Origin of the sequence: Marinobacter salinexigens, assembly GCF_008370345.1 — a bacterium.
Taxonomy (GTDB): Bacteria; Pseudomonadota; Gammaproteobacteria; order Pseudomonadales; family Oleiphilaceae; genus Marinobacter; species Marinobacter salinexigens.
In genome coordinates, this window is the sequence record NZ_VTUU01000013.1 from 63,776 (window position 1) to 87,106 (window position 23,331).

26 protein-coding genes and 1 tRNA gene are annotated in these 23,331 nt (G+C 56.0%); 21 read left to right on the forward strand and 6 right to left on the reverse strand.

Going from position 1 to position 23,331, the window contains the following annotated elements:
- Positions 1–18 precede the first annotated feature (18 nt).
- A complete protein-coding gene (locus FWJ25_RS17770) occupies positions 19–780 on the forward strand; it encodes an ABC transporter permease (protein WP_149601610.1) in 762 nt (253 codons plus the stop codon).
- Complete coding sequence (locus FWJ25_RS17775) at positions 777–1,274, forward strand: DUF192 domain-containing protein (RefSeq protein WP_246166882.1); 498 nt, start codon at positions 777–779, stop codon at positions 1,272–1,274. Before FWJ25_RS17770 ends, FWJ25_RS17775 begins: the two co-directional genes overlap by 4 nt.
- Before the next feature lie 17 nt (positions 1,275–1,291).
- Here FWJ25_RS17775 and FWJ25_RS17780 read toward each other — a convergent pair whose 3' ends face one another.
- A complete protein-coding gene (locus FWJ25_RS17780) occupies positions 1,292–2,083 on the reverse strand; it encodes an enoyl-CoA hydratase (RefSeq protein WP_149601611.1) in 792 nt (263 codons plus the stop codon).
- A gap of 354 nt (positions 2,084–2,437) precedes the next feature.
- Between FWJ25_RS17780 and FWJ25_RS17785 the strand changes: the two genes are divergently transcribed.
- From FWJ25_RS17785 to FWJ25_RS17845, 13 genes are all read left to right on the forward strand, one after another.
- Positions 2,438–3,724, forward strand: a complete 1,287-nt coding sequence (locus tag FWJ25_RS17785; protein ID WP_149601612.1) for a tyrosine-type recombinase/integrase — start codon at positions 2,438–2,440, stop codon at positions 3,722–3,724.
- A complete protein-coding gene (locus FWJ25_RS17790) occupies positions 3,721–4,257 on the forward strand; it encodes a hypothetical protein (RefSeq protein ID WP_149601613.1) in 537 nt (178 codons plus the stop codon). The genes FWJ25_RS17785 and FWJ25_RS17790 overlap by 4 nt, the downstream gene beginning before the upstream one ends.
- Before the next feature lie 59 nt (positions 4,258–4,316).
- The gene (locus tag FWJ25_RS17795; protein WP_246166883.1) at positions 4,317–4,583 is read left to right on the forward strand and encodes a helix-turn-helix transcriptional regulator; all 267 of its coding nucleotides are present in this window, start codon (positions 4,317–4,319) and stop codon (positions 4,581–4,583) included.
- A complete protein-coding gene (locus FWJ25_RS17800; RefSeq protein WP_149601614.1) occupies positions 4,580–4,873 on the forward strand; it encodes a helix-turn-helix domain-containing protein in 294 nt (97 codons plus the stop codon). The genes FWJ25_RS17795 and FWJ25_RS17800 overlap by 4 nt, the downstream gene beginning before the upstream one ends.
- A 10-nt stretch (positions 4,874–4,883) precedes the next feature.
- Positions 4,884–5,807 carry a replication initiation protein gene (locus FWJ25_RS17805; RefSeq protein WP_149601615.1) on the forward strand — a complete coding sequence of 308 codons (924 nt, stop codon included), beginning with the start codon at positions 4,884–4,886 and terminating at the stop codon, positions 5,805–5,807.
- A 366-nt stretch (positions 5,808–6,173) separates the two neighbouring features.
- Positions 6,174–7,385 carry a phage major capsid protein gene (locus FWJ25_RS17810; RefSeq protein WP_149601616.1) on the forward strand — a complete coding sequence of 404 codons (1,212 nt, stop codon included), beginning with the start codon at positions 6,174–6,176 and terminating at the stop codon, positions 7,383–7,385.
- Between the two features lie 9 nt (positions 7,386–7,394).
- Positions 7,395–7,907 carry an HK97 family phage prohead protease gene (locus tag FWJ25_RS17815; protein WP_149601617.1) on the forward strand — a complete coding sequence of 171 codons (513 nt, stop codon included), beginning with the start codon at positions 7,395–7,397 and terminating at the stop codon, positions 7,905–7,907.
- Positions 7,904–9,073 carry a phage portal protein gene (locus FWJ25_RS17820; protein WP_149601618.1) on the forward strand — a complete coding sequence of 390 codons (1,170 nt, stop codon included), beginning with the start codon at positions 7,904–7,906 and terminating at the stop codon, positions 9,071–9,073. The genes FWJ25_RS17815 and FWJ25_RS17820 overlap by 4 nt, the downstream gene beginning before the upstream one ends.
- The gene (locus FWJ25_RS17825) at positions 9,042–9,455 is read left to right on the forward strand and encodes an HNH endonuclease (protein ID WP_188093661.1); all 414 of its coding nucleotides are present in this window, start codon (positions 9,042–9,044) and stop codon (positions 9,453–9,455) included. The genes FWJ25_RS17820 and FWJ25_RS17825 overlap by 32 nt, the downstream gene beginning before the upstream one ends.
- An 11-nt stretch (positions 9,456–9,466) precedes the next feature.
- Positions 9,467–9,871 (forward strand): P27 family phage terminase small subunit, encoded by a 405-nt coding sequence (locus FWJ25_RS17830; protein ID WP_149601619.1) that lies wholly within the window; start codon positions 9,467–9,469, stop codon positions 9,869–9,871.
- Positions 9,840–11,390, forward strand: a complete 1,551-nt coding sequence (locus FWJ25_RS17835) for a terminase large subunit (RefSeq protein ID WP_149601620.1) — start codon at positions 9,840–9,842, stop codon at positions 11,388–11,390. The genes FWJ25_RS17830 and FWJ25_RS17835 overlap by 32 nt, the downstream gene beginning before the upstream one ends.
- Positions 11,387–11,665 (forward strand): head-tail connector protein, encoded by a 279-nt coding sequence (locus FWJ25_RS17840; RefSeq protein WP_188093662.1) that lies wholly within the window; start codon positions 11,387–11,389, stop codon positions 11,663–11,665. Before FWJ25_RS17835 ends, FWJ25_RS17840 begins: the two co-directional genes overlap by 4 nt.
- Positions 11,665–11,982 (forward strand): phage head closure protein, encoded by a 318-nt coding sequence (locus tag FWJ25_RS17845; protein WP_149601621.1) that lies wholly within the window; start codon positions 11,665–11,667, stop codon positions 11,980–11,982. The genes FWJ25_RS17840 and FWJ25_RS17845 overlap by 1 nt, the downstream gene beginning before the upstream one ends.
- 341 nt (positions 11,983–12,323) lie before the next feature.
- Here the strand turns inward: FWJ25_RS17845 and FWJ25_RS17850 are convergent.
- Together FWJ25_RS17850 and FWJ25_RS17855 are read right to left on the reverse strand one after the other, a co-directional pair.
- A tRNA-Leu gene (locus tag FWJ25_RS17850) sits at positions 12,324–12,410 on the reverse strand.
- A gap of 211 nt (positions 12,411–12,621) precedes the next feature.
- A complete protein-coding gene (locus FWJ25_RS17855) occupies positions 12,622–13,251 on the reverse strand; it encodes a class I SAM-dependent methyltransferase (RefSeq protein WP_149601622.1) in 630 nt (209 codons plus the stop codon).
- Positions 13,252–13,436: 185 nt separating this feature from the next.
- On the opposite strand from FWJ25_RS17855, the gene FWJ25_RS17860 reads away from it, so the two are divergent.
- The 4 genes from FWJ25_RS17860 to cydC are packed head-to-tail and all read left to right on the forward strand — an operon-like array spanning position 13,437 to position 19,178.
- Entirely contained in the window at positions 13,437–14,870 is a 1,434-nt protein-coding gene (locus tag FWJ25_RS17860; RefSeq protein ID WP_149601623.1) for a cytochrome ubiquinol oxidase subunit I, read from the forward strand.
- A gap of 2 nt (positions 14,871–14,872) precedes the next feature.
- Positions 14,873–15,874 carry a cytochrome d ubiquinol oxidase subunit II gene (cydB, locus tag FWJ25_RS17865; protein WP_149601624.1) on the forward strand — a complete coding sequence of 334 codons (1,002 nt, stop codon included), beginning with the start codon at positions 14,873–14,875 and terminating at the stop codon, positions 15,872–15,874.
- Positions 15,875–17,569, forward strand: a complete 1,695-nt coding sequence (gene cydD, locus FWJ25_RS17870; protein ID WP_149601625.1) for a thiol reductant ABC exporter subunit CydD — start codon at positions 15,875–15,877, stop codon at positions 17,567–17,569.
- Positions 17,562–19,178 carry a thiol reductant ABC exporter subunit CydC gene (gene cydC, locus FWJ25_RS17875; RefSeq protein WP_149601626.1) on the forward strand — a complete coding sequence of 539 codons (1,617 nt, stop codon included), beginning with the start codon at positions 17,562–17,564 and terminating at the stop codon, positions 19,176–19,178. Before cydD ends, cydC begins: the two co-directional genes overlap by 8 nt.
- 40 nt (positions 19,179–19,218) lie before the next feature.
- Here the strand turns inward: cydC and FWJ25_RS17880 are convergent, their stop codons facing one another.
- Entirely contained in the window at positions 19,219–20,454 is a 1,236-nt protein-coding gene (locus FWJ25_RS17880; RefSeq protein WP_149601627.1) for a saccharopine dehydrogenase family protein, read from the reverse strand.
- 134 nt (positions 20,455–20,588) lie between these two features.
- Here FWJ25_RS17880 and FWJ25_RS17885 point away from each other — a divergent pair, with 134 nt between their 5' ends.
- Positions 20,589–20,927 (forward strand): hypothetical protein, encoded by a 339-nt coding sequence (locus FWJ25_RS17885; RefSeq protein ID WP_246166884.1) that lies wholly within the window; start codon positions 20,589–20,591, stop codon positions 20,925–20,927.
- Between the two features lie 10 nt (positions 20,928–20,937).
- Positions 20,938–21,414 (forward strand): hypothetical protein, encoded by a 477-nt coding sequence (locus tag FWJ25_RS17890; RefSeq protein WP_149601629.1) that lies wholly within the window; start codon positions 20,938–20,940, stop codon positions 21,412–21,414.
- A gap of 5 nt (positions 21,415–21,419) precedes the next feature.
- Here the strand turns inward: FWJ25_RS17890 and FWJ25_RS17895 are convergent, their stop codons facing one another.
- Together FWJ25_RS17895 and FWJ25_RS17900 are read right to left on the reverse strand one after the other, a co-directional pair.
- Positions 21,420–22,259 carry a putative RNA methyltransferase gene (locus FWJ25_RS17895; RefSeq protein WP_149601630.1) on the reverse strand — a complete coding sequence of 280 codons (840 nt, stop codon included), beginning with the start codon at positions 22,257–22,259 and terminating at the stop codon, positions 21,420–21,422.
- 71 nt (positions 22,260–22,330) lie between these two features.
- Positions 22,331–23,272, reverse strand: coding sequence for an electron transfer flavoprotein subunit alpha/FixB family protein (locus FWJ25_RS17900; RefSeq protein WP_149601631.1), 942 nt, complete (start codon positions 23,270–23,272; stop codon positions 22,331–22,333).
- Positions 23,273–23,331: the final 59 nt, after the last annotated feature.

Sequence of the window (23,331 nt, forward strand, 5' to 3'; positions counted from 1 at the left end):
GACCTACAGGAGAAACGCATGAATCTTTATGGCGTTCGCGCAATCTACAACTTTGAAATGGCCCGGATGAAACGAACGGTCATGCAGAGTGTTCTGGCACCGGTCATTTCCACCTGCCTTTATTTCGTGGTGTTTGGTTCAGCCATTGGCTCACGCATGGGAGATATTGACAGCATCAGCTACGGTGCTTATATCATTCCCGGCCTCGTGATGCTTTCTCTGCTGATGCAGAGTATATCTAATGCCTCTTTCGGCATTTACATGCCCAAGTTCTCAGGCACAATCTACGAGGTGCTTTCCGCCCCGGTGTCCTACGTGGAGGTGGTTCTGGGTTATGTTGGAGCAGCAGCAACCAAGTCTGTGATCCTCGGCTTGATCATCCTCGCGACAGCCAGGGTTTTCGTAGACTACAGCGTGCTTCATCCCGTCTGGATGGTCTCCTTCCTGGTTCTCACCGCCGTTACCTTCAGCCTGTTCGGGTTCATTATCGGGATCTGGGCGGACGGTTTTGAGAAACTGCAGATTGTCCCCATGATGATTGTGACGCCTCTGGTGTTCCTCGGCGGCACCTTCTATTCAATAGATATGCTGCCTGAAATCTGGCAGACCATTAGTCTGTTCAATCCCGTGGTCTATCTCATTAGTGGCTTCCGCTGGGCGTTCTATGGCGTATCTGACGTTCACGTTGGTATCAGCGTAGGCATGACGCTGGTATTCATGCTGGCCTGCATGGTATCCATCTGGTGGATCTTCAAAACCGGGTATCGCCTTCGCTCATGAACCCGATACTCGCTGTTGCCTGCCCGGTCAGTCTGGTTTTGATGCTCAGTGGCTGCGCCGAAAGCATTGCGTCTCCGCAATCTGGCCTCCCGGAAGCCGAGGGCTGCTTCATAAACGCATCCGGAAGCGAGACTGTTACGCTTGAAATCGCAGAGACGCAGAAACAGCGAAGCAAGGGGCTGATGGGGCGAACAGGATTGGATGAAAACGCCGGCATGTTGTTTATCTTTCAGGAGGATCGGGCGCCAGAAAACGGGTTCTGGATGTACAAGACTCTGATCCCGCTCGACATAGCCTATGTCTCCGATGCCGGCAGGATTGAAAACATCCGCAATATGGTTCCGTGTGCCTCTGCGGATACCAGCAAATGCCCGACCTATCCGGCAGGCGTTACATTCCGCTATGCCGTGGAAATGGCAGCGGGCTACTTCCAGGAACATCGTATTGGCGTTGGCGACTACCTCCGTGTGGGAGCCGCCAACTGCCCTTCTTGAGCGGCATAGCCCAGCTTTTAACTGTCTTTCCAGTCTGGATGGCGTTTTTCAAGAAACGCACAGATGCCCTCGCCCGCGTCATCGGCCTTCAGGTTATCCGCCATCACCTTTGAGGTGTACTCGTAAGCATCACTCAGGGGCATTTCCAGTTGCTTGTAAAACGCCTCTTTCCCGATCTTCAGTGTGTGACATGATTTACCCGCGATGGTGCGTGCAAGACTGTAGACGGTCTCATCAAGTACCTGCTCGTCTACGACACGATTCACCAGGCCAATTTTCTCTGCCTTGAGGGCACCAATCATTTCACCCGTTAGCAGCATTTCCATGGCGTGTTTCCGGGATACATTGCGAGACAACGCCACCATGGGCGTAGAGCAAAACAGCCCGATATTAACGCCAGGTGTGGCAAAGCGCGCTGTATCGGCGGCTACCGCCAGATCACAACTGGCAACCAACTGACAGCCAGCCGCCGTGGCTACACCGGCAACACGGGCAATCACCGGTCGAGGCAGGTTCACGATCTGCTGCATCACCTTGCTGCACTGATTGAACAGTGCCAACTGGAATTCATCATTCCCCAACTCACCCCGGACTTCTTTCAGGTCGTGCCCGGCACAGAACACATTGCCGCGGGCAGCCAGCACCACCACGCGGGTCGAGGTATCTTCAGCCAGAAACTCAAGTTCGGTAGAAAGCGCTTCCAGCATCGCCATAGACAAGCTATTACGACGCTCCGGCTGGTTCAGCATGAGCGTCGTGATTCCGTTTTCGTTGTACCGGTGTACCAGGGGTTCCGCGCTAGCCGTCATTGTGCACTCCTTTTTTATGTGAATCCTTTTAGCTGGTATTGGATTCAGTATTCCCCAGTGATGGCCTGGTGTCGAAGAGACTTTTGTAGCAAATGCGGAAGTGCAAGCGAGGTGCCGCTGACGTAACGAGTGCGCGGAGCTATCGGAGCTTCTTAAAGTTTGGTGCCCGGAGCCGGAATCGAACCGGCACGGCCCAAGGGCCGAGAGATTTTAAGTCCTTTCTTTTGACTTTGAACAAAAATGGTCAACCACTAACAGCTTTGAATTTTCAAATAGTTAGGCCAGAATAATCCTTAGTGTCTTTGAGCGATTTTGAATCAAAGTGATGCACCAGCGCTGCACCGAGGGGATGACATGGCCGACAAAATGAAATTGAACAAGACCAACCTAGACAAGCTGGAAGCGGTAGATGGAAAGCGCCGCATTGTCTGGGATAGCGCCATTCAAGGTTATGGCGTGCGGATTATGCCTACCGGAGTGAAAACCCTGTTTTTCCAGACCCGCTTCAACGGTGAAGTGATCCGCGTCACCATTGGCCGCTACACAGGAACAGCCCCCAGCGCCGAACAAAGCCGGAAACGGGCTTTAGAGATCAACGCAGACATAGCTAACGGTATCGACCCCCGCCCCGAAAAGAAGGAAGCAGAAGCCGCCACCTTTGGGGATCTGCTGACGGGCTACGTTGAACTGCTGGAAGCCAAAGGTAAGAAATCCGCCCGAAACGTGAAAAACCACGTAACCGCAGACGTTCAGAAAGCCCAGCCCAAAATATGGAAAAAGCGAGCCGCTGAGATCGACCTAGACGACTGTATAAAGGTAGTTGCGGACGTAAAAGACCGGGGCAAGCTGCGCCAGGCTGACAAGATCCGTTCCTACATCCGGTCTGCCTTCACGGAAGCGATTAAAGCGCGGGGGAATGTGAACGCCCCGGCCAAACTCCGAAACATGAACATACGGAGCAATCCTGCCCGCGATATGGTGAAGGTGGAAGGCTCCAGCCAGGCCAGAACCCGCGCCCTTTCTCTTTCGGAGTTTCGCGCCTATTGGGAGCACGTTAAGGCACTACCAGAGCCGGGCCGCTCGGTGATGATGCTTCATGTTCTGACCGGCGGACAGCGCATACAACAGCTTTCCCGCGTGACCCTGCAAGACATAGACCGCGATACTCAGACCGTGACCCTGCTTGACTACAAGGGCCGTAGAGCAGAACCCCGCCGCCACTCTATCCCGCTGCTGCCGGAAGCGCTGGCCTGTATCGAGAGGCTAACCGGGGCCGGGAGCTATGTATTTTCCTGCGATGGCGGCCAAAACCCAATCAATGGCAAGTACATATCGGAGCGGGTAGACAAGATCCGAGACGCCATGAAGGAAGCTAAGGAACTGGAGGGCGGGCACTTCACGCCCGGCACGATCCGGGCAACGATTGAAACCCGACTGGCGGCCAAGCCCTACCGGGTAGGCTCAGACGTGCTAGGTCAATTACTGAGCCATGGTTTAGGCGGAGTGCAGGCCCGCCACTACCAGCACCACAGTTTTAATGAAGAAAAGCTGGAAGCCCTGCAAATGCTTTACCGCATGGTAGAAGGATTGCCAGAGCCGACCGCCCAGGTTATCCCGTTTAACCGGGAGGCGACCGCATGACGACGCCATTAGATGAAATGATTGCCGAATTTGAGAAGGCAGACGACTACATGAAGGAAAGGGAGTTACGGGCAAAAAGAATAAAAATGCCCGCCGACCCAGAAGCCTGGCTATCGAATCTTGAAAAAAAGCTGGCGGAAAAGTTGCCGCAGCTTCCTGAGCCTGTCCGTTCCGAGTACACCGAGCTAATGACCGATCAGATTAAAACCGCCCGAAATTGGCTGGCTCTGGGGGAGCAGGCAGCGCTAAGAACTATGGTTGCCCTGCTTTTCGACAATTACAACCTAGTGCTGCACAACATTGACCGGAAAGACGCGGCCCCGGCACGCAAAGGGCGGTCTGCTGGCGGCCAATCAACGGCAGAGCAAAAGCAAGCCGAGGCAGAAGCCAATATTGCCCAGGTGGTCGAGCTATGGGAAAAGTTGGAGGCACAGGGGCGCCCCGAGCGTGAGCGAGCGGGAATCATCGCTAATCGAATGGGGAGGCCAATAGACACAGTTAGGAGGTGGGTAAAGAAAGCGGGATTACGCTAAGCGTACAGACTGCGCCAAATCAGAAAGTGGCCTTGTTCAAAACTGAATGAGGCCAAATCATGCGAAACACCACCCACGTAGAAACCACCCAGCAAAACGCAACCACCCTACCCCCGGAATCAACCGTAACCATGCCCCGGTTATGGGATCAAAAGACCCTTGCGGCTTACCTTGGAAAATCAACCGCCTGGTGCGAGCGCGCCCGATGGGCGGGGGAAGGCCCCAGGTTTATTAAGCTGGGCCGGCATGTACGTTACCGGGCTGAAGATGTGCTGGAGTGGATAGACTCACATGCCAGCGCTCAGAACATGGAGGGCGCTGCATGAAAAACGCCCGACCAGTTTCCCAGCCGAGCGCCCTAACCTGCGTTAATGATACCAGCACCCAGGCCCAACGAGAAAGGCTGTTAGCCGCCCTCAAAGAGCTGGGAGCGGTTAACACCCTGTTTGCCCGTGACACCCTCAACATCATGTCACCCGCTGCCCGAATCAAGGAACTCAGGGAGCAAGGGCACAAGATCGACACCGACCGCTTATACATCTATGACCGGGATGGCCGGTTGCATAGCCGTGTAGCGCGGTACGTCCTCATGAGGCAAGCACAGGCGAGCGACTGAGGGCGACACAATGGGAGCTATCGACCTGTTCCAGCAAAGGCTGGGCAGGCGGCCCTATTGTGGCGATAACCTGGCCACGGATGGCCTTTATCGTCTGCCGCTCGCCTCAGCAATGACCCACCGACTGATACAGCCGAACACAGCCAAGCGGGTAGCTGCACTGTGCTTTGACATAGACCGAAACGGCGCCGCACTCGACTGGTACGACCGCCACGCCCCGGCCCCGAATTTGTCCGTAATGAACCCGGCCAACGGGCACGCCCACCTTATTTACTTGCTGTCTGCTCCGGTTGCCGTTTCAGATGCGGCCCGGATAAAGCCCGTGCAGTATCTAGCAGCCATTCAGGAAGGCTTACGCAGCACTCTGGAAGCCGACCGGGGATATAGCGGCCTTGTCGTGAAAAACCCCGCTAATGACTACTGGATTACGCGAGAATGGAACGCAGATCCTTACGGGCTAGATGAGCTGGCGGACTGCGTAGTTTTGCCCTCTCCTGCCGAATTACGACGCCGTGCCAGTGAATCTGATTACGCTGGTTTGGGGCGGAACTGCACACTGTTTGAGATGGTCAGGAAACGAGCCTATAGCCTTGTGCGCGATTACTGGCGGCCTGGTGGCGCTATTCCTTTCGCCTCTGCCGTTGTCGAAGTGGCAGAGGCCGAAAACACGCAATTTTCTACGCCCCTGTCGGCGAGCGAGTGCCGAGCGATTGCACGCAGTGTTAGCCGCTGGGTATGGCAACGGTTCAACCCTGCCGAGTTCCGAGCGATACAGGCCGCTAGAGGTAGCAAGAAGGGAGCGCGTACCAAAGCCCAGCTATTGCCCTCAGTAATTGAAATGGCAAGCCAGGGAGTACCGCAACGAGTTATTGCCGACACTCTGGGTATATCGCAAAAAACCGTTTCTAATTGGATAAAGTCGATTCGCGAATAATGTTTGAGTAAAAGCCATATCAGATAAACAGGGCATTACCCTGGAACGGCTTTAAGCAGTTATGCACACCAAGCGGCCCTCAGCCATGGACGGGCAAAAAGGGCAAAACCGCATGGCCTTTGTCCAAAAAGGAAACTGTTTCGAAAATGGACAAACCGAACCGCATGAAAACCGTTCTCATACCGTCCTACACCCGTTCAACGACCGTTCAACGACCGTTAATTCACGCACTGTTCATAAAAACAGCCTGTATACCTATACATACTTTGGTTATTTTTTATGCTAAGATTTAGACGTAACGAGCAATCGGCTGCCGTTACAGGCGGCCAGAGCATTATTTTATGCCGCTAAAGCGAGGTTCTAAGCATGAAACTAGCCGCACTCCGGGAACAGCGCTCCGCCAAAGTAGACGCCATGAAGGCCCTGGTAGACGCTGCCGCCAACGATAGCCGCGACCTGACCGCAGACGAGGCCCAGAAATTCGACGGGCTCAAGGCGGAAGAGCGCAACCTGACCAAACAAATTGAACGCGCCGAGTACCTGGCAGAAACCGAGCGCCGCGCTGCTGGCACTCCGGTATCGGATAACGCCTCTGCCGACTTTGACAAGCTGGCGGGCTCCGTGTCTGTCCTAAAGGTGATTCGGGCCCAGATGGAAGGCCGCTCTCTGGATGGCGTAGAGCGTGAGTACGCCCAGGAAGCGGAACGCCGCTCCGGTCGCAAGGCTCAAGGCGCCTTTATCCCGATGCAGGCCCTTGAAACCCGCGCCAACGACACGACCAGCGCCGCCGAACTGGTAGCCACTCAGAACCGCCCACAGGACTACATCGGCGCCCTGCGTAATCGCCTGCTAGCCCGCCGCCTGGGTGTTCGGGTACTGACCGGCCTGCAAGGTGACGTAACCGTGCCCAAGCATGGCTCTAGCCTGTCCCTGGGCTGGGTTGCCGAAGGTGGCGCCGTGCCTGAAGGTACTATGGGCTTTGACTCGGTAACGCTGTCTCCGAAGCACACCGGGGGCAAAACCGAGATGTCCCGCCAACTGATTCAGCAATCAAGCCCTGGTATCGAGCAACTGGTACGGGATGACCTGACCGCCCTGGTAGCCCAGGAGATCGACAAGGCCATTTTGGTAGGGGGCGGCGTTAACGAGCCAACCGGCATCATTTCCAACGCCAACGTGCAGACCGCCACCATGCCGGCAAGCTGGGCGGACGTTCTGGGCCTGTCTGAGCTGCTGGAACTGTCGAATCTGGACGGGACCACCTTCCTTTCTGACCCTGCCGTGCGAACCACCTTTGCCAGCACTGAGAAAGTGGCCGGCTCTGGATCTGGCTTCCTGGCGGAAAACGGGCAGATGGATAGCAAGCCCTACATGGTGACAAACCAGATGCCGGCAGACACCCTGCTGTACGGCGATTTCTCCCAGGTCATGCTGGGCATTTGGTCTGAAATCGACATTCTGGTTAACCCCTACGCCGAACCGGCCTACTCCCGTGGTGGTGTTCAGGTTCGCGCTATGGCGACCTGTGACGTAGCCCTGCGCCACCCGCAAGGCTTTGTTGTAGCGACTCCGGTCTAAGGGGTGAGCATGGAACGGCGAGCACTTGAAAGCGCCGTTGTAAGCAAAGGCCGCACCCTGTACGGGTATGCGGCCCGCTTCAACGAGCCAACCGATCTGGGGGGATTTTCTGAAATCATCCGGCCCGGTGCTTTTAAGCGCTCGCTGGCCAGTGCTGACGCTCAGAAAGTCCGCGCCATTTACGAGCACGATTCCCGGTCACTGCTGGGACGCCTGGGGGCTGGAACCTTGCGGCTGTATGAGGACGCCAAGGGCCTGGCCTTTGAGGTGGATCTACCCGACACCCAGCTAGGCCGGGATTTGCCTGTTCTGGTGGAACGGGGCGACGTGGCCGGCTGCTCCTTTGGCTTCATTGCCCAGGGCGAGCAGTGGGAAGGCGAAACCCGCCACCTAACAGACGTGGATCTGTTCGAGATAACCATTACCGCCACGCCGGCCTATGACAGTACCACTGTGCAGGTACGCGGTAAGCAGCCGCAGAGCGTGAAACTTGCCCGCCTGTATCTGGAGGCTTGCCGATGAAGTGGAACCCGTTTAAGAAGCCCGAGCAACGGAACAACACACCGGCCTATGACACCTACTATTCCAGTCTGGCCATTGGTGGTGAGTCTGCCGGGGTATCGGTGAACACGGAAACTGCCGAAAGCATCAGCGCCGTGTACGCCTGCGTAGCGGCCATTTCCGAGACGGTAGGAAGCCTGCCCCTCTACGTCTACAAACGGACAGACAAAGGCCGGGAGAAAGCCCCACAGCACCCGCTGTATAAGCTGCTGCACGACACGCCCAACGACTACCAGACCGCCCTAGAGTTCCGAGAGCAACTGCAACGGCACGTTTTGCTGCGCGGCAATGCCTACGCCGAGATTGTCCGCAACGGAGCGGGCCGGCCCTCTGCCCTGCTGCCTGTTCACCCTGACCGGGTAACGATTCTCCGCAGCCAGCAAGGCCGGTTGCTGTATGACATTGTGGACGATTCAGGCCGGACACGGCGCCTGCTGGCGGACGAGGTGCTGCACGTTAAGTACCACTCAGACGACGGGATCATAGGCCGTAGCCCGATTCAGGTAGCCCGCGATACCGTTGGCCTTGCCCTGGCAGAGCGCACCCACGGCGCCAAAATGTTTGAGCAAGGTACAAAGCTGTCCGGGGTAATCGAAACCCAACCGGGCACGACCAAAGACCAAGCCGCACAGATCCGGGATAGCTGGGCTGCTGGGCAAGCCGGAGTAAACAACCACGGCAAGACCGCTGTATTGCCCCAGGGCGCCCAATTCAAAACGGTATCTATGACCCTGGAAGATGCGGAATGGATCGCCGCCCGCCGCCTGTCCATCGTGGAATGTTGCCGCCTGTTCCGTATGCCGCCGGTCATGGTGGGCGATATGGAAGCCGCGAACTATTCCAACGTGGTAGAGCTGGGCCGGTTCTTTGTGACCAACACCCTACGCCGCCACCTTGTCGCCTGGGAACAGGCCATTAACCGCGTTCTGGTGAATGACCCCGCCACCTACTTTGTAGAGCACAACGTAGAGGGCCTGTTACGGGGTGACAGCCTGACCCGCGCCCAATTCTATGAGCGGGCCATTAGTGACGGATGGATGAAGCGGAGCGAAGTGCGCCGCCTGGAGAATATGCCAACCATCGAGGGCATTGACGATGAAGCAGCACAGACCCGAGAAGCTGGGTAATACCCACGTGAGCTATAAGCCAAAGGCGCGGGCATTGCCGTTGAACGGTGCCAAGTGGCGCCGGCTGCGTGCCCAGGTATTGGCAGAAGAACCGCTGTGCCGTTGGTGCCTGGCAGAAGGCCGGTACGTGGCCAGCGTAGACGTTGACCACATTAACAACGATGGCGACGACAACAGGCGCGATAACCTGACCGGCATGTGCCATGAGTGCCACGCCCGCAAGACACGGGCAGAGATGAACGGGCAGGACGTGAAGCGCAAAGGCTGCGACCGGAACGGCTTTCCACTTGACCCAGGCCATGGATGGAACAGCGAAAAAATCACCAGCAACCGGAGCGCTACGAACCGCGCCCCCAGTCACGAAAACACAGCCGAGGGTTAGGAGTTCCGACAATGCCAGGCCCAGGTAAAAAACCAACCGCCTTGAAGGTGTTAGCAGGCAACCCCGGCAAGAAGCCATTGCCTGAAGGTGAACCGAACTACGGCAACGCCGACTTAATGCCGCCCGAGTGGCTGACAGAAGGCGCAAAGGCACGTTGGGAACCGCTGGCCAGGGCCTTACAGGTTAACGGACTGCTCAACGAGGCCAACCGGGAAGTATTGGCCGGCTACGTGACGATGGTAGCGGAGTTCGCCAGGAAGGTAGAACAGACCGGAGAGGCTGACTTGAAGCTGATGCAGCAAATTCGACTGGTTGCCCGTGAGTTTGGTTTTACGCCCAGCTCTCAGGCCGGCATAGCAACCCCAGGCAAGAAACAGGCAGACGATGGCAAAGGCCGATTCTTCAAAGCAGGCTGATTACTGGTATGACGAGGACGCCGCAGAAACTGCCGTGGCGTTCTTTGCCGAGTGCCTGACCCACACTACCGGAGAGTGGCGGGGACAACCGTTTGTGCTGGATGAATGGCAGGCCCGCATTGTCCGGGATCTGTTCGGATGGAAGCGCCCGGACGGGACGCGGAAGTATCGAACCGCCTTTATTGCCCTGCCCCGGAAGCAAGGAAAGACGACGTTAGCCGCTGGCTTGGCCCTGTATGCCCTTTACTGCGACGGGGAGCCCGGCGCCCAGGTAATCAACGCCGCCGCAGACAGGGAGCAAGCCGCGCTTTGCTTTGAGAGCGCTAAGGGCATGGTAGAAGCCGAGCCCGAGCTAAACAGCCGCAGCGAGGCTTACAGGCGGTCTATCATCGTTCCCAATACCGGAAGCAGCTACAAGGTATTGAGCAGTGACGCCAACACCAAACACGGGCTTTCGGTTTCCTATGCCGGGATTGACGAGCTGCACGCCTGGCCAGACCGGGAACTGTACGACGTACTGGTTACGAGCATGGGCGCCCGGCGCCAACCGCTGACAGTCGTCACGACCACGGCAGGCTATGACAAGCACACCATCTGTTATGAGCTATGGGACTACGCGGTAAAGGTTCGGGACGGGGTAGTACCTGACGATACCTTTTTGCCGGTGATTTACGCGGCTGACCCTGACGACGATTGGACAGACCCGGCTACCTGGGCAAAGGCTAACCCCGGCTTTGGGGTATCGGTGAAAGAAGAATTTTACGCTCAGGAGTGCGCCAAGGCCCGCGCCCTGCCTGCCTATGAAAACACGTTCAGGCGCCTGTACCTGAACCAGTGGACGGAATCTGACAGCCGTTGGCTTTCCTCTGACGCCTGGAACGAGTGCGGGGGCAAGCTGCCCGACCTGTCCGGGGCGACCTGTTACGCCGGCCTGGATCTGGCCACCACGACCGATATAGCGGCCTTGGTGCTGGCTTTCCCGGTAGAGGGCCTGACCTACCTGATTCCGTTTTTCTTTGTGCCCCAGGAGGCCATACAGAAGCGGGTAAACCGTGACCGCGTGCCCTATGACGTGTGGGTGCGGGAAGGCTACATAACCGCCACGCCTGGCGCCGTGATCGACTACGACCACATACGGAACAAGATTAACGAGCTAGCTGGGCAATACCCAATCCGAGAAATTGCGGTAGACCGCTGGAACGCCGCCCAAATCAGCACCCAGCTAGAGGGGGACGGTTTCGAGCTAGTGGGCTTTGGTCAGGGCTTTGCCTCAATGAGCGGCCCGACCAAGGAATTTGAGGCCCGCGTAATCGGTAAGACCCTGCGCCACGGTGACAACCCGGTGCTGCGCTGGATGGCCTCAAACGTGACCGTAGAGCAAGACGCCGCCGGCAACCTGAAACCGAGCAAAAAGAAATCGACCGAGAAAATAGACGGGATTGTTTCGGCAATCATGGCCATTGGCCGCGCCATGGTGGCGAACGAGGCCCCGGTAGAAACTGAGGTATTTTTCGTATGACCCTGACACTAGCCAGCGTGAAAGAACATTTACGAGTAACCCACTCGGCAGAGGATAGCGTGATACAGAGCTATTGGGACGCCGCAGAGGGCCATGTAGCCGAATATCTGGGCGATGACCTGCCCGACCCTATGCCCGAGCCGATACAGGCTGCTGTGCTGCTTCTGGTGGGGGATCTGTACGTTAACCGCACCCGCCAGGCTGACCGCGTGCTGCATGAGAACAGCGCCTATGCCCTGCTGCTGAACCCCTACCGGACAACCGAGGTTCTGTAATGACCATAGGCAACCTGAGCCACCCGATTAAGATTAGAAGCCTGCAACTGACGCAAGATCCCGTTACAGGCGAGATGGTAGAGGATTGGGCCGACTTGGCCACAGTCTGGGGAAGCATACAGGGTGTTTCGGGCCGGGAATTTCTGGCGGCCTCTGCCGAGCTGGCCCAGACCACCCACAGAATCACCATTTACCACCGGGACGACCTGACGCCCGATATGCGGCTTGTGTCCGGTTCGACCGAGTACCAAGTAAAGGCCCTGTTACCGCAAAACGACCGCTTTCTAATGACGGTTATGTGCGAGGTTCTGAGCTAGTACCCGCATCTCCTGGGTGGGCCTGGAAGCAGGATAAGTCAGGAGGGGGATTACACGGCGAGTGCCCCGGACATAGGCCGAAAACCCCGTGAGCGTGTGCAGGTTTACTCCTCTGGGGATTACCTGGACCTGACGACACGCAGAGGCCCGGTAGAGCGATTCTGCCGGGCCTTTTTTTGGGTATTACGAAAGTTTCGTAGTACTGCCCCCCAAGTTGGGGGAAAGCCCCGAGGGTGTCCGCCGATGGCGTAGACGTCCCCCAGTGGAGAAACACCCTCCTAGCTGCACCGCCACTAAGCAGGCGGCGCGACCGCTTGGCAGTCCTTGCGAGCGGTTAAACATGGTGCGGCTGGCCGGAATCGAACCGGCACGCCCTAACGGGCTTCAGATTTTAAGTCTGATGTGTCTACCAATTTCACCACAGCCGCATTTTTCTTAATCTGATGCACCAGTGATGCACCAAATTTTTTGACCTTCCCAAACAACTGTTTTAAGTAGCCTTTTTCGACACGCAAGAATTATTTTAAGTCTCTTGTGTCTACCAATTTCACCATCCGGGCATCGGAGGGAGGTTTTGAGGGGCAGAATTGTATAAGGGCGTGATCAGTAACGCAATTCCGATTCACCAATCACCCCGAATTATCCTTGTACCGGCTTCAGTGCTCTGCCCTTATAGATGTATCCGGCAATCTTCGGCGCTTTGGGTATGTAAAGGTTTTCGAGTTCTACTATGTCAAAACCTGCATCGCGTATGAGGTCGGCAATGTGGCGATTCAAGTGGCATCCTCCTGCGAGCTTCTTCCAACCTGGGGTAATACGATGCTGCCACTTGCGGGTACTGTCATCTGGTGATTCACCATGCTCAAGAAACAGCAACTCACCTCCGGGCTTGAGTACTCGTTTCATTTGCTGAAGTGCAGCATACCAGTCGGGAATGGTGCAAAGCGTAAAGGTAAGCAATACCGTATCGACACTCTCATCTTCGAGTGGAATCTGCTCCCCGGGCAAATCCAGCCATTCAACGTTTATGGGCGATCGGATCAGGTTCGGTTGAGCCTTGCGGCGCATGCCTTCAGAGGGCTCAAGACCATACACGAGGTCCACATGGTCAGGGTTGTAGAATTCCAGATTAATGCCCGAACCCATGCCCACTTCCAGAACCTTGCCTCTGGCATGGGGGACAACCTGGCTGCGCAGTTTCATCACCTGGCCCATGGAACAGGCCTTGTCTATGATGTGGGGGAGTATTTTATCTTCGTAAAAGCTCATTAAGGCTCCCGTGTTTATCCTTGTTATATGTCAAGGGTGCGACATTTCGCCCCAGGCAGGCGCAAGCGGTTTTAGTAATAATGCCACCACTGCCGGTAACAATAATCACAAGAGTAGCCTGTGCAGCGGCCGTTCAGGAACGCTGTTCCTGGTATTTGTCTTGAGTGCGCTACCGGAGGGTTCCCATGGAACTAGATCCTCTCATCCTATCGCGAATTCAGTTCGCGTTTGTGGTGTCATTTCACGCCATTTTCCCGGTGTTTACCATCGGGCTTGCGTCCTACATCGCCGTTCTGGAGGGTTTGGCCTTCAAAACAGAGAACCCGGTATGGACCAAACTTTCCGGTTTCTGGACCAAAGTTTTCGCTGTTGTATTCGGAATGGGCGTGGTTTCCGGCATTGTTATGTCGTTTCAGTTTGGAACGAACTGGAGCAACTTTGCCCAGGCCAGCGCAAACTTCCTTGGCCCGATTCTTAGCTACGAAGTTCTTACCGCATTCTTCCTGGAGGCAGGCTTCCTCGGCGTGCTGCTGTTCGGGCGAGACAAGGTACCGGCAGGCCTGCACCTGTTTGCGGCCATTATGGTCGCCACAGGAACCTTTATCTCTGCATTCTGGATTCTTTCCGCCAACAGCTGGATGCAGACTCCTGCAGGCTTCGAACTACGCGAGGGCGTATTCCACGTCACCTCCTGGAGTGAGGCCATTTTCAATCCCTCATTCCCTTACCGTTTCATGCACATGGCCCTGGCATCATTCCTGACCGGTAGTTTTGTTGTCGCGGGTGTAAGCGCCTGGTACATCCTTCGCGGTCGCGAAGTGGAGGCCAACAAGAAGGCCTTGTCGATGTGCCTCTGGTTACTTTTGTTCATTGCACCGGCCCAGGCCGTCGTGGGTGACTTTCATGGACTGAGCACGCTTGAACATCAGCCGACGAAAGTTGCGGCGATGGAAGGCAACTGGGAAACCTCTTCCCATGTTCCTCTTCTGCTCTTTGCAATTCCGTCAAAGGAAAAACAGGAAAACCTGTTTGAAATCGGAATTCCGAGTCTTGCCAGCCTGATTCTTACCCATAGCTGGGACGGTGTCGTGCCCGGGCTGAAAGACGTCCCCGTCGAAGAACAGCCACCGGTTGCCATCGTGTTCTGGTCTTTCCGGGTGATGGTCGGGCTGGGCGTGTTGATGATCCTGTTCGCTGTGACCGGGCTGGTGCTCCGGGCTGGTGGTCGTTATTACCAGTCCAGATGGTTCCTGCAGGGGCTCAGGTTCATGAGCCTTTCTCCGTTCTTCGCAGTGCTTAGTGGCTGGTTTGTTACCGAACTCGGGCGGGCACCCTGGCTGGTTTACGGCATCATGGATCAGGCATCAGCTGTTACGCCTTCCCTCACCGGCGGTATGGCGTTGTTTACGCTGATTGGTTACATCGTGGTGTATGCCCTGGTGTTCACAGCGGGTGTGTATTACCTGATGCGCGTGCTTTACGTTGGCCTTGAGGATCGCCACGACGAAGATGAGCACGAGGCTGAACGACCCATGCGGCCTTTTTCTGCGACCCATGTACCCTTTGAGATCGAGGATGAAGACGGCCTCGAAAATACTGCCAAGCAGGGAGGTCACTGATTATGGAACTGTTCGATCTGCCCCTCATCTGGGCATTTATCATTGGCTTCGGCATCATCATGTACGTATTGATGGACGGCTTCGACCTTGGAGTGGGGATTCTCTTTCCGTTCGCGCCAAATGAAGAAGCCCGTGACACTATGATGAATACCGTCGCTCCCGTCTGGGACGGCAACGAAACCTGGTTGGTCCTGGGTGGCGCGGGGCTTCTTGCGGCCTTCCCGATGGTCTACAGCATCTTCTTGCCGGCACTCTACATCGGCGTTTTCCTGCTCCTCGCAGGTTTGATCTTCCGTGGAGTGGCCTTCGAGTTTAGGTTCAAAGCGCGGACATCACGATATCTCTGGAACTGGGCGTTTGCGGGCGGTTCCACTGTTGCCTCGTTCGCACAGGGGGCAGTCGTCGGTGCCTATATCCAGGGGTTTGAAACAGCCAATGGTGTGTATGTTGGCGGCGCACTGGATTGGCTTACGCCTTTTACCGTTCTTACCGGCCTGGGAATGCTCGCGGGCTACGCGCTGCTTGGCTCCACCTGGCTGATACTGAAAACCGACGGTCGCCTTCAGGACTGGGCTTATCGCATTACCCTACCCCTGCTGGCAGCCGTGTTGGTGATCTTCGGTATTATCAGCGTGTGGACGCCATTTGTTGACGACCTGGTTCGTGAGCGCTGGTTCTCCAACCTGAGTGTGATCTGGATTCTGCCAGCACTGACCCTGTTGTGCGCCTTCCAGATATTCCGTTCAGTGCGCAAACGCTCCGAAGGTTTGCCGTTCGTGGCCACCATGGGACTGTTTGTCACGACCTATCTTGGTCTGGTCGTTAGTCGCTGGCCCTACGTCGTGCCACCGGACTACACCCTGTGGCAGGCAGCCTCCGCGTACGAATCCCAGTTGTTCCTGTTGCTGGGCCTGCTGTTCGTCATCCCGATCATACTGTGTTACACCGCCTGGGCTTACTGGGTGTTCCGCGGAAAAGTTCGGGCTGGCGAGGGTTACCACTAAGTGGGAACCTCTGAGTCCCCATCCCCGGGGCCCACGCCCCGGGAAGTACGGCAGTGGCTAAAGGCGTTGGCTGGAAACAGCCAACGGTGGATCAACGCTGCGGTCGGTGCCGGTGTCACCGCTGGCGTTGCCACCGTTGTCCAGATGGTTTTGCTCGCCCGGATTGTCCACCTGGGGGTTATCGAAGAAGCTTCTCTGTCAGACCTCACCTATCTGTTCACCGGTGTTGTTGCCGCCATCATCGCACGGGCGATCGCTCAGGGCCTGCAAACCCGATTTGCTGCCCGGTCCAGCGAACAGGTCCGAAAGGATGTCCGCCGACAGCTCAGTGCCCACTGGCATCATCTAGGGCCGTTGGAAATCGGACAGTCTTCCGCGGGTGAACTGGCGAGGGAATGGATCGACCATGTCGAAGCCCTCCACGGCTACTTCGCGCGATTTTTACCGCAGATGATGCTTTCGGTGATCATCCCACTGATTATCCTGTTCGTTGTGTTTTCCCTGGATTGGTTAGCGGCTATTTTTCTGCTGCTTTCGGCTCCATTGATTCCTTTGTTCATGGCGTTGGTTGGCATGGGCGCAGAAAATCTCAACCAACAGCATTTTGAAACTGTGAGCCGCCTTTCAGGGCAGTTTCTGGATAAAGTTCGGGGCATCACAACTCTTCAGTTGTTCGGACAGACTGAACATGCCACATCCCTAATTCAATCCCGCTCGGATCGCTATCGCAGGATCACCATGAAAACGCTGAAGGTGGCGTTCCTTTCCTCTGCGGTTCTGGAATTTTTCTCATCGGTCGCCATCGCTGTTGTGGCTATGTATATCGGCTTTGGCCTTCTGGGCTACATTACCTACGGTCCCTCTGTGGAATTAACCCTGTATTCCGGGTTGTTAATCCTCCTGCTGGCACCGGAATTTTTCCAGCCTTTACGCACCCTGTCACAGCACTATCATGACCGTGCCGCCGCGCTGGGCGCCGGATCCGAGTTGCTGACACGATTGCAGTCCGGCCCGTCCCCGTCCAGACGTGCCCCGGGGCTACAGGACATGCCGAAGGATGTGATATCCCTTCGTCACGTCAAGCTTTCCTACGGTCAAGAGCGATCCGTGTTCAACGATCTGTCCCTGGAGATTCGTAAGGGAGCATGTGTTGCGCTCAGCGGGCCGTCAGGTAGTGGCAAGAGCTCCCTGCTTCATCTGATTGCGGGGTTCGCCCGTGCGGATTCCGGCGACGTGGCAGTATTCGGAGCTGAACCGGGATCTTTCCCGTTTGGCTGGCTTGGACAACGTGGCTTTCTCGTTCAGGGTTCATGGGCTGACAACATCCGTCTGACCACACCAGATGCTTCCGACATTGCTATCGAAAATGCAATTCGCCAGGTTGGCTTAGGTGCGTTAATCGACAACCGGCCAAACGGTATCCACAGCCAGGTGTCTGAAGATGGCCAGGGGCTCTCGGGAGGCCAGGCCCGGAGATTAAGTCTTGCCCGCTTGTTTGTTTCCGAGTATCCGCTGATTCTTCTCGACGAGCCAACCGCAGGGCTGGATGCTGACAGCGAACTCCATGTCCTTGATGCACTGCACAAATTGACGGAATCAGGTCGCACCCTTGTGTTCTCAACCCATCACCAGGCACTTCTTGCCCTCGCCGATCGGATACTTCTGGTGACAGATGGAGAGGTGCGCGATGCGTAGTCTTCTACCCTGGCTTCGCCTCATATTCCGAAGCCCTGGCCGCCTGGCAACTGGCGCGATATTGCTCTTGTTAACGCTGCTTTCCGGCATTGGGTTGCTTGCGCTTTCCGGCTGGTTTATCACGGAAACCGCTCTCGTCGGTGCTTTACTCATCGCAGGCGTTCACGCCACGATCAACCTGTATACGCCGGGTGGCGGTATTCGTTTTTTTGCGGTGGCCAGGACCGTTACACGGTATGCAGAGCGGGTTTATAACCACGACACAGTGCTCCGGTTACTGACGACGATCCGTGTGGTCCTGTTTAGCCAGCTCTCCCGTTCTGGCCGCTCACACCGGCATGACCTGACAGGGGCTCAATGGCTGTCACGCCTCACTATGGATGTCGATGCCCTCGATACGCTTTATCTCAGGTTGATTGCCCCGGCGGGACTCGCTCTGTTGGTCACGGTGTTGATGTTGCTCGTTTCGGCAATCTTTCTGAATGTTAAATCGGCACTGTGGTTGGCTCTGCCACTGCTTGCAGCCTTTCTTTTGGCGACCGTTGGCACTTATCTGCGCACCCGACATATCACCAGGCGTCAGAGCGATCGAACTGAGCAACTCCGAAGCGGTATTATTGAGCATCTCGAAGGAATTGCGGAACTGACCGCTGCCGGACGGACCGGTAAGCATGCGGCCCGCCTTTTACGACAGGCCTTTGAAAGCAACTCGGATCAAGCCAGAGCGGACAGTCGCACGGGCTGGCAGCTGGCATTGTCCAATATGCTGATCAGCCTGAGCGCTGTGGCAGCACTCTGGCTCGGCCTGGAATTATTTCAGAAAGACCTCGTATCAGGACCGGTAATGGTGATGGTGCCCATAGCATTTCTCGGACTGGCTGAAATTTACGGCATGTTACCGGATGCATTTGGGCGCCTTGGCGCTACAGAAGCCTCGGCGGGACGCCTCAACAATGATATCAGCATCGCTGAGCCCCCCCGACAAGTCGCTACACCTGGGTTGCCCGGCGAGCTTTCCCTGTTCGTTTCGGATCTGGGTATCCGATACCAGGATTTGCCGCCATTGATGACGCACTTCAGTCTCCAAGTTAAACGGGGCGAACACCTGGGTATTATTGGGCATTCAGGGAGCGGCAAATCATCGCTTGCAGATACGTTGGCTGGGCTGATCGAGCCGTTTCACGGTAGCCTGGCCAAACAGGAGGCCTGTTATCTGACCCAGAAAACGGTTTTATTTGATGATACGTTGAGGGCGAACCTGTTGTTGGGTAATCCTTCGGCAACCGATACCGAACTGTGGCGGGTGCTGGACACCGTTGAGATGGCGGACCGCTTCATTGCGGAAGCGGACCAACTCGATACCTGGCTGGGCAGCGCCGGCAGCCGGCTGTCCGGGGGCGAAGCAAGGCGCATTGCGCTTGCCCGGGTGCTGCTAAGCCCAGCCCCTCTACTCCTGTTGGATGAGCCATTTACCGGAGTTGATGCTGTAACCCGAGATCGCATCAGTACCCGGCTGAATAGCTGCTTCGAAGGGCGAACGGTGATTGGTTTTGGCCACAGCATCGACGCCCTTCCCGTTGTTGATCGAGTGATACACCTAGTTCCTTGAAAGGTACCTTGAAGGTACCTTGAAAGTTCCCTGAAGGCGCCTAGCGGGTTCCCAGCACCTCAAAGGTCAGTCCGGCCTTGCTGATCAAACGCGCCATCAAACGACCGTTGAGCAACGATGCGGGTGTCCAGAATCCCCCCGGTGCGTCTTCTGCAATATCAAAAGCCAGGCACATGCCGGCTTCACCGAGCATTTTTCCCGTGGAGCCATAACCGGGGTCCCTGTCACCGGTGACTTTGGTAATAATGGTTTGGCCCGATTCATTCCTGCCTATGAATCGCAGATCGTAGAACCCTGATTGCTGTGCTTCCGGGCTCGGTCCTTCCCCGGGTTGGGGTACAAACTTTTCAACCAGCCAGCGAGTAGGCTTGATTGCCGACGCAACGAAGAAGGCGCCAAGTGCGCTGGTAATCGCCAACGCAGTCATTCGGCCTTTCATTCCGCGACCGGTCATCATCGCTTCGTCATAGGTAAACTCTTTGCCGTAGCGAGCCTGCTGTAGTGCATTTGAGCGATGAACGACCCGTGTATTAATCGCGCCCATGACAAACGGGGCAAGCCAGACATTAAAGGCGCGGTCATATTCGGCTGACTTAAGACTCGGCTGGCGTTTGGTTGAGCGGTGTTCTGGAGGGCAAATCGAAAACGGGTTCGCCAGCTCCTTGCGCAGGTCAGGGTCTGCTGCAGCTTCTTTTGCGACATTGATCATTGATGCCACCGTGCCCCCCGAGAACTCTCCCTTGGCAACCTTAACCCGCATCCGGACATCCCGGCACGGCATTCCGAAAGCGTCTTCAGACTGTTGCTGCAGGTACCAGACCCCCATGTCCGAGGGAATGGAATCAAACCCGCAACAGTGGACAATACGAGCACCAGAGGACTTCGCTTCCTCTTCGTAGCGCTGAATCATCCGGCGAATCCACTGGACCTCGCCGGTCAGGTCGCAATAATCGGTTCCAACCCGAACACAGGCCTGAATGAGCGGTTCTCCATACAGTGCATAAGGGCCAACGGTTGATATCACTACCCTGGTTTGTTCGCACATCGTCAGTAACGCTTCACCATCGGAAGCATCAGCGATCACAATGGGTAAAGAGTCAGCGCCAAGGCTTTGTTTCAGAGAGCCCAGCTTTGATTCTGACCGGCCGGCAATGGCCCAGCGAACCTCTTTTCCAACGCCGTAAGTGTCGTAGAGGTAACGTGTCAGAATCTGGCCAACAAAGCTGGTGGCCCCAAAGACTACAAGATCGTAGGTCTTGTCCGTTGATTTTGTCATTCCCGGTTTCCTTTCGGATGTTTATCGGAGAACACTAGCACTTTCCAAGCGACATTGTGATCACGTCGTCAGGGCCAATCGTTTGTCGTGCGTCTTGAGGCACACTTTTCACAATAAATACTGTTGTAGGAGAGGTGCTTGCCTTGACCATATTTCTGGTGATTTTCAGCCTGCTCATTGCCAGCTTTTGCGGATTTCTGTTTTGGCAGGTTCAGGAGCAGAAAAAGCTGATAGCAACCATGATGGCAGACGACCAGCTGAGTGATATTGAGCAGGATCCCGAGCTGATTCTTACCTTGAAGGTACGGGATCCGATTGCCCTGGCAAAACGGGAGTCCCGTTCAGCCCGAATGCTGGCCGATCGCCTGCCGGTAATGGTCCGGAAAATGGTTTATCAGGAAGTCATGAAGGAACTGGAACAGGAATTGTACGATCGGGACATTGATGTCGAAATGCGCATTGAGTACCGCTAGGAGATAACCCGTGACTGCCGCGCCCTTTCTGATCTCACTGATAGCTCTGGCATTTACCGGTACCCTGGGTGCCTTGGTGTACCGACAACTCCAGTGCAATCGCAAACATCTCAGGATCATCAATTCCCACCGCCTGGCGGCCCACAGCGCTATTCAAAAAAGCCGAATGGACCTGCTGGAAGTGAGAAACCGGGCAAAACTTCTCGAAGATTCAGTATCTGGCGGGGCGACTGCGGTCGAGAAAGTGCACAAAGCCATTACCAATACGACGTTTGGCCTGATTGATCTGTTCTCAAGCGACGAAAATTTCAGGAGCAGTGCACGGAAAGCCAAGGTTTCTCACGACGAAGCCAGCCAGAAAATCTATCGCTCGGTACGGACCACCAACCGGGCACTGCACATCCTTGCAGACACACTGATTATCGGGAAAGCTGAAAAACAGATCGTTTCCAGGCGCCCTGCTTCTGACGACGACTCAGGGAAGTAAGCAGCTCAGGGCTTTTCATAAACCCGTATAACGACGTGCACCGTGGTCTTGATGGAATTCAGCCCTTCTGCCCGAGCCCGCCCTTCAGCATTTGCCCGGTACAGGTGAGGAGTCATGGCAAGCAAATCCGCAATTTCATCTTTGCTATTCAGGGATAACTCATAACGGATAACGTCAGTGCTGAGCGTACGGAAGCCCTCGGGAGCCTTTGCATCCTGGTGACGCGGAGCTTTTATTTCCGGATAGATTATTTCCCGTAATTCCCTCAGGTGGTCAGGCCCTGTATCGACCTGAATCAACCTGCCACCATGACGGAGTACTCTCGCGAATTCGGCGTACACCGGAAACCCGAACATACACATCAATCTGTCTACCGAGTCAGACTGAACCGGCAGATTCGCATTGCTACCGACAACGTAGCCAAAACAACGTTCTTGCCTTGCGGCCGCCTGCACAGCCCATTTGGAAATATCGAGCCCGAGTACAGAGAGGTGCTGCTCCGGCGCACAAGACCCCGCCAATGCCCTCAGGTAATAGCCCTCGCCGCACCCGGCATCCAGGCAACTCAGCACCTCACCGGAGAATTGAGCTGTCACACAGGTACTGACAGCATCGGCGATGGGCCTGTAATGACCTTCGCTCAGGAATCGCTGTCTGGCTGCCACCATGTCTTTGCTGTCACCGGGATCTTTTGAACGTTTCTTCTGCACTGGCAACAGGTGAACGTACCCCTGGCGTGCCACATCAAAACTGTGGCCTGAGGTGCATTTCCAGCTGTTTCCGGTTCTGGTCAGAGGTTGACCATCCAGAGGACAAGCCAGGGCTTCGAAGGCATTAATGGTCATAGCGGGCCGTTATTATGCTGATACCAATAAAAAAGGCACCCTCAGGTGCCTTTTTCAAGCATGACAGAAAATCAGACGACTTTCTTCAGCTCTTCTTCCAGTTGCGGTACTGCTTCAAACAGATCCGCGACCAGGCCGTAGTCAGCTACCTGGAAGATCGGGGCTTCTTCGTCCTTGTTGATCGCAACGATCACTTTGGAGTCAGACATACCCGCCAGGTGCTGGATAGCACCGGAGATACCGACAGCGATGTACAGCTGCGGAGCAACGATCTTACCAGTCTGGCCAACCTGCATGTCGTTCGGTACGAAGCCGGCGTCAACCGCGGCACGGGATGCACCAACCGCTGCGCCCAGTACGTCAGCAACCTGCTCCAGCATCTTGAAGTTGTCGCCGTTCTGCATACCACGGCCACCAGAGATGACGATGCCAGCAGAGGCCAGATCCGGACGGTCAGAGACGGCTTTCTCTTCACCCACGAAGGAAGACAGGCCGGCATCTTTCACGGTGTCCAGAGCTTCAACAGCAGCGGCACCACCTTCGGCTGCCACCGGGTCGAAACCGGTAGGACGCACAGTGATGACCTTGATGCTGTCGCTGGATTTAACGGTTGCGATGGCGTTACCGGCGTAGATCGGACGAACGAAGGTGTCGTCAGATTCAACACGGATGATGTCGGACACCTGGGCAACGTCCAGCAGCGCAGCAACGCGCGGCAGGAAGTCTTTACCGGTGGTGCCGGCAGCCGCCAGGATGTGGCTGTAGCCTTTACCAACCTCGGCAACCAGCTCAGACAGGTTCTCGGCCAGGAAATGGCCGTAGGCTGCGTTGTCAGCAACCAGTACCTTGCTCACGCCCTCTGCCTTGGCAGCGGCTTCTGCGACGGCGCCTACGTTCTCACCAGCAACCAGCACGTCGATGTCACCACCGATGGCCTTGGCAGCCGCTACAACACTCAGGGTCGCCTGCTTCAGGCTGCTGTTGTCATGTTCAGCAATTACCAGGATGCTCATGTTCAGATCACCTTCGCTTCGTTCTTCAGTTTATCGACCAGCTCAGCTACGTCAGCCAC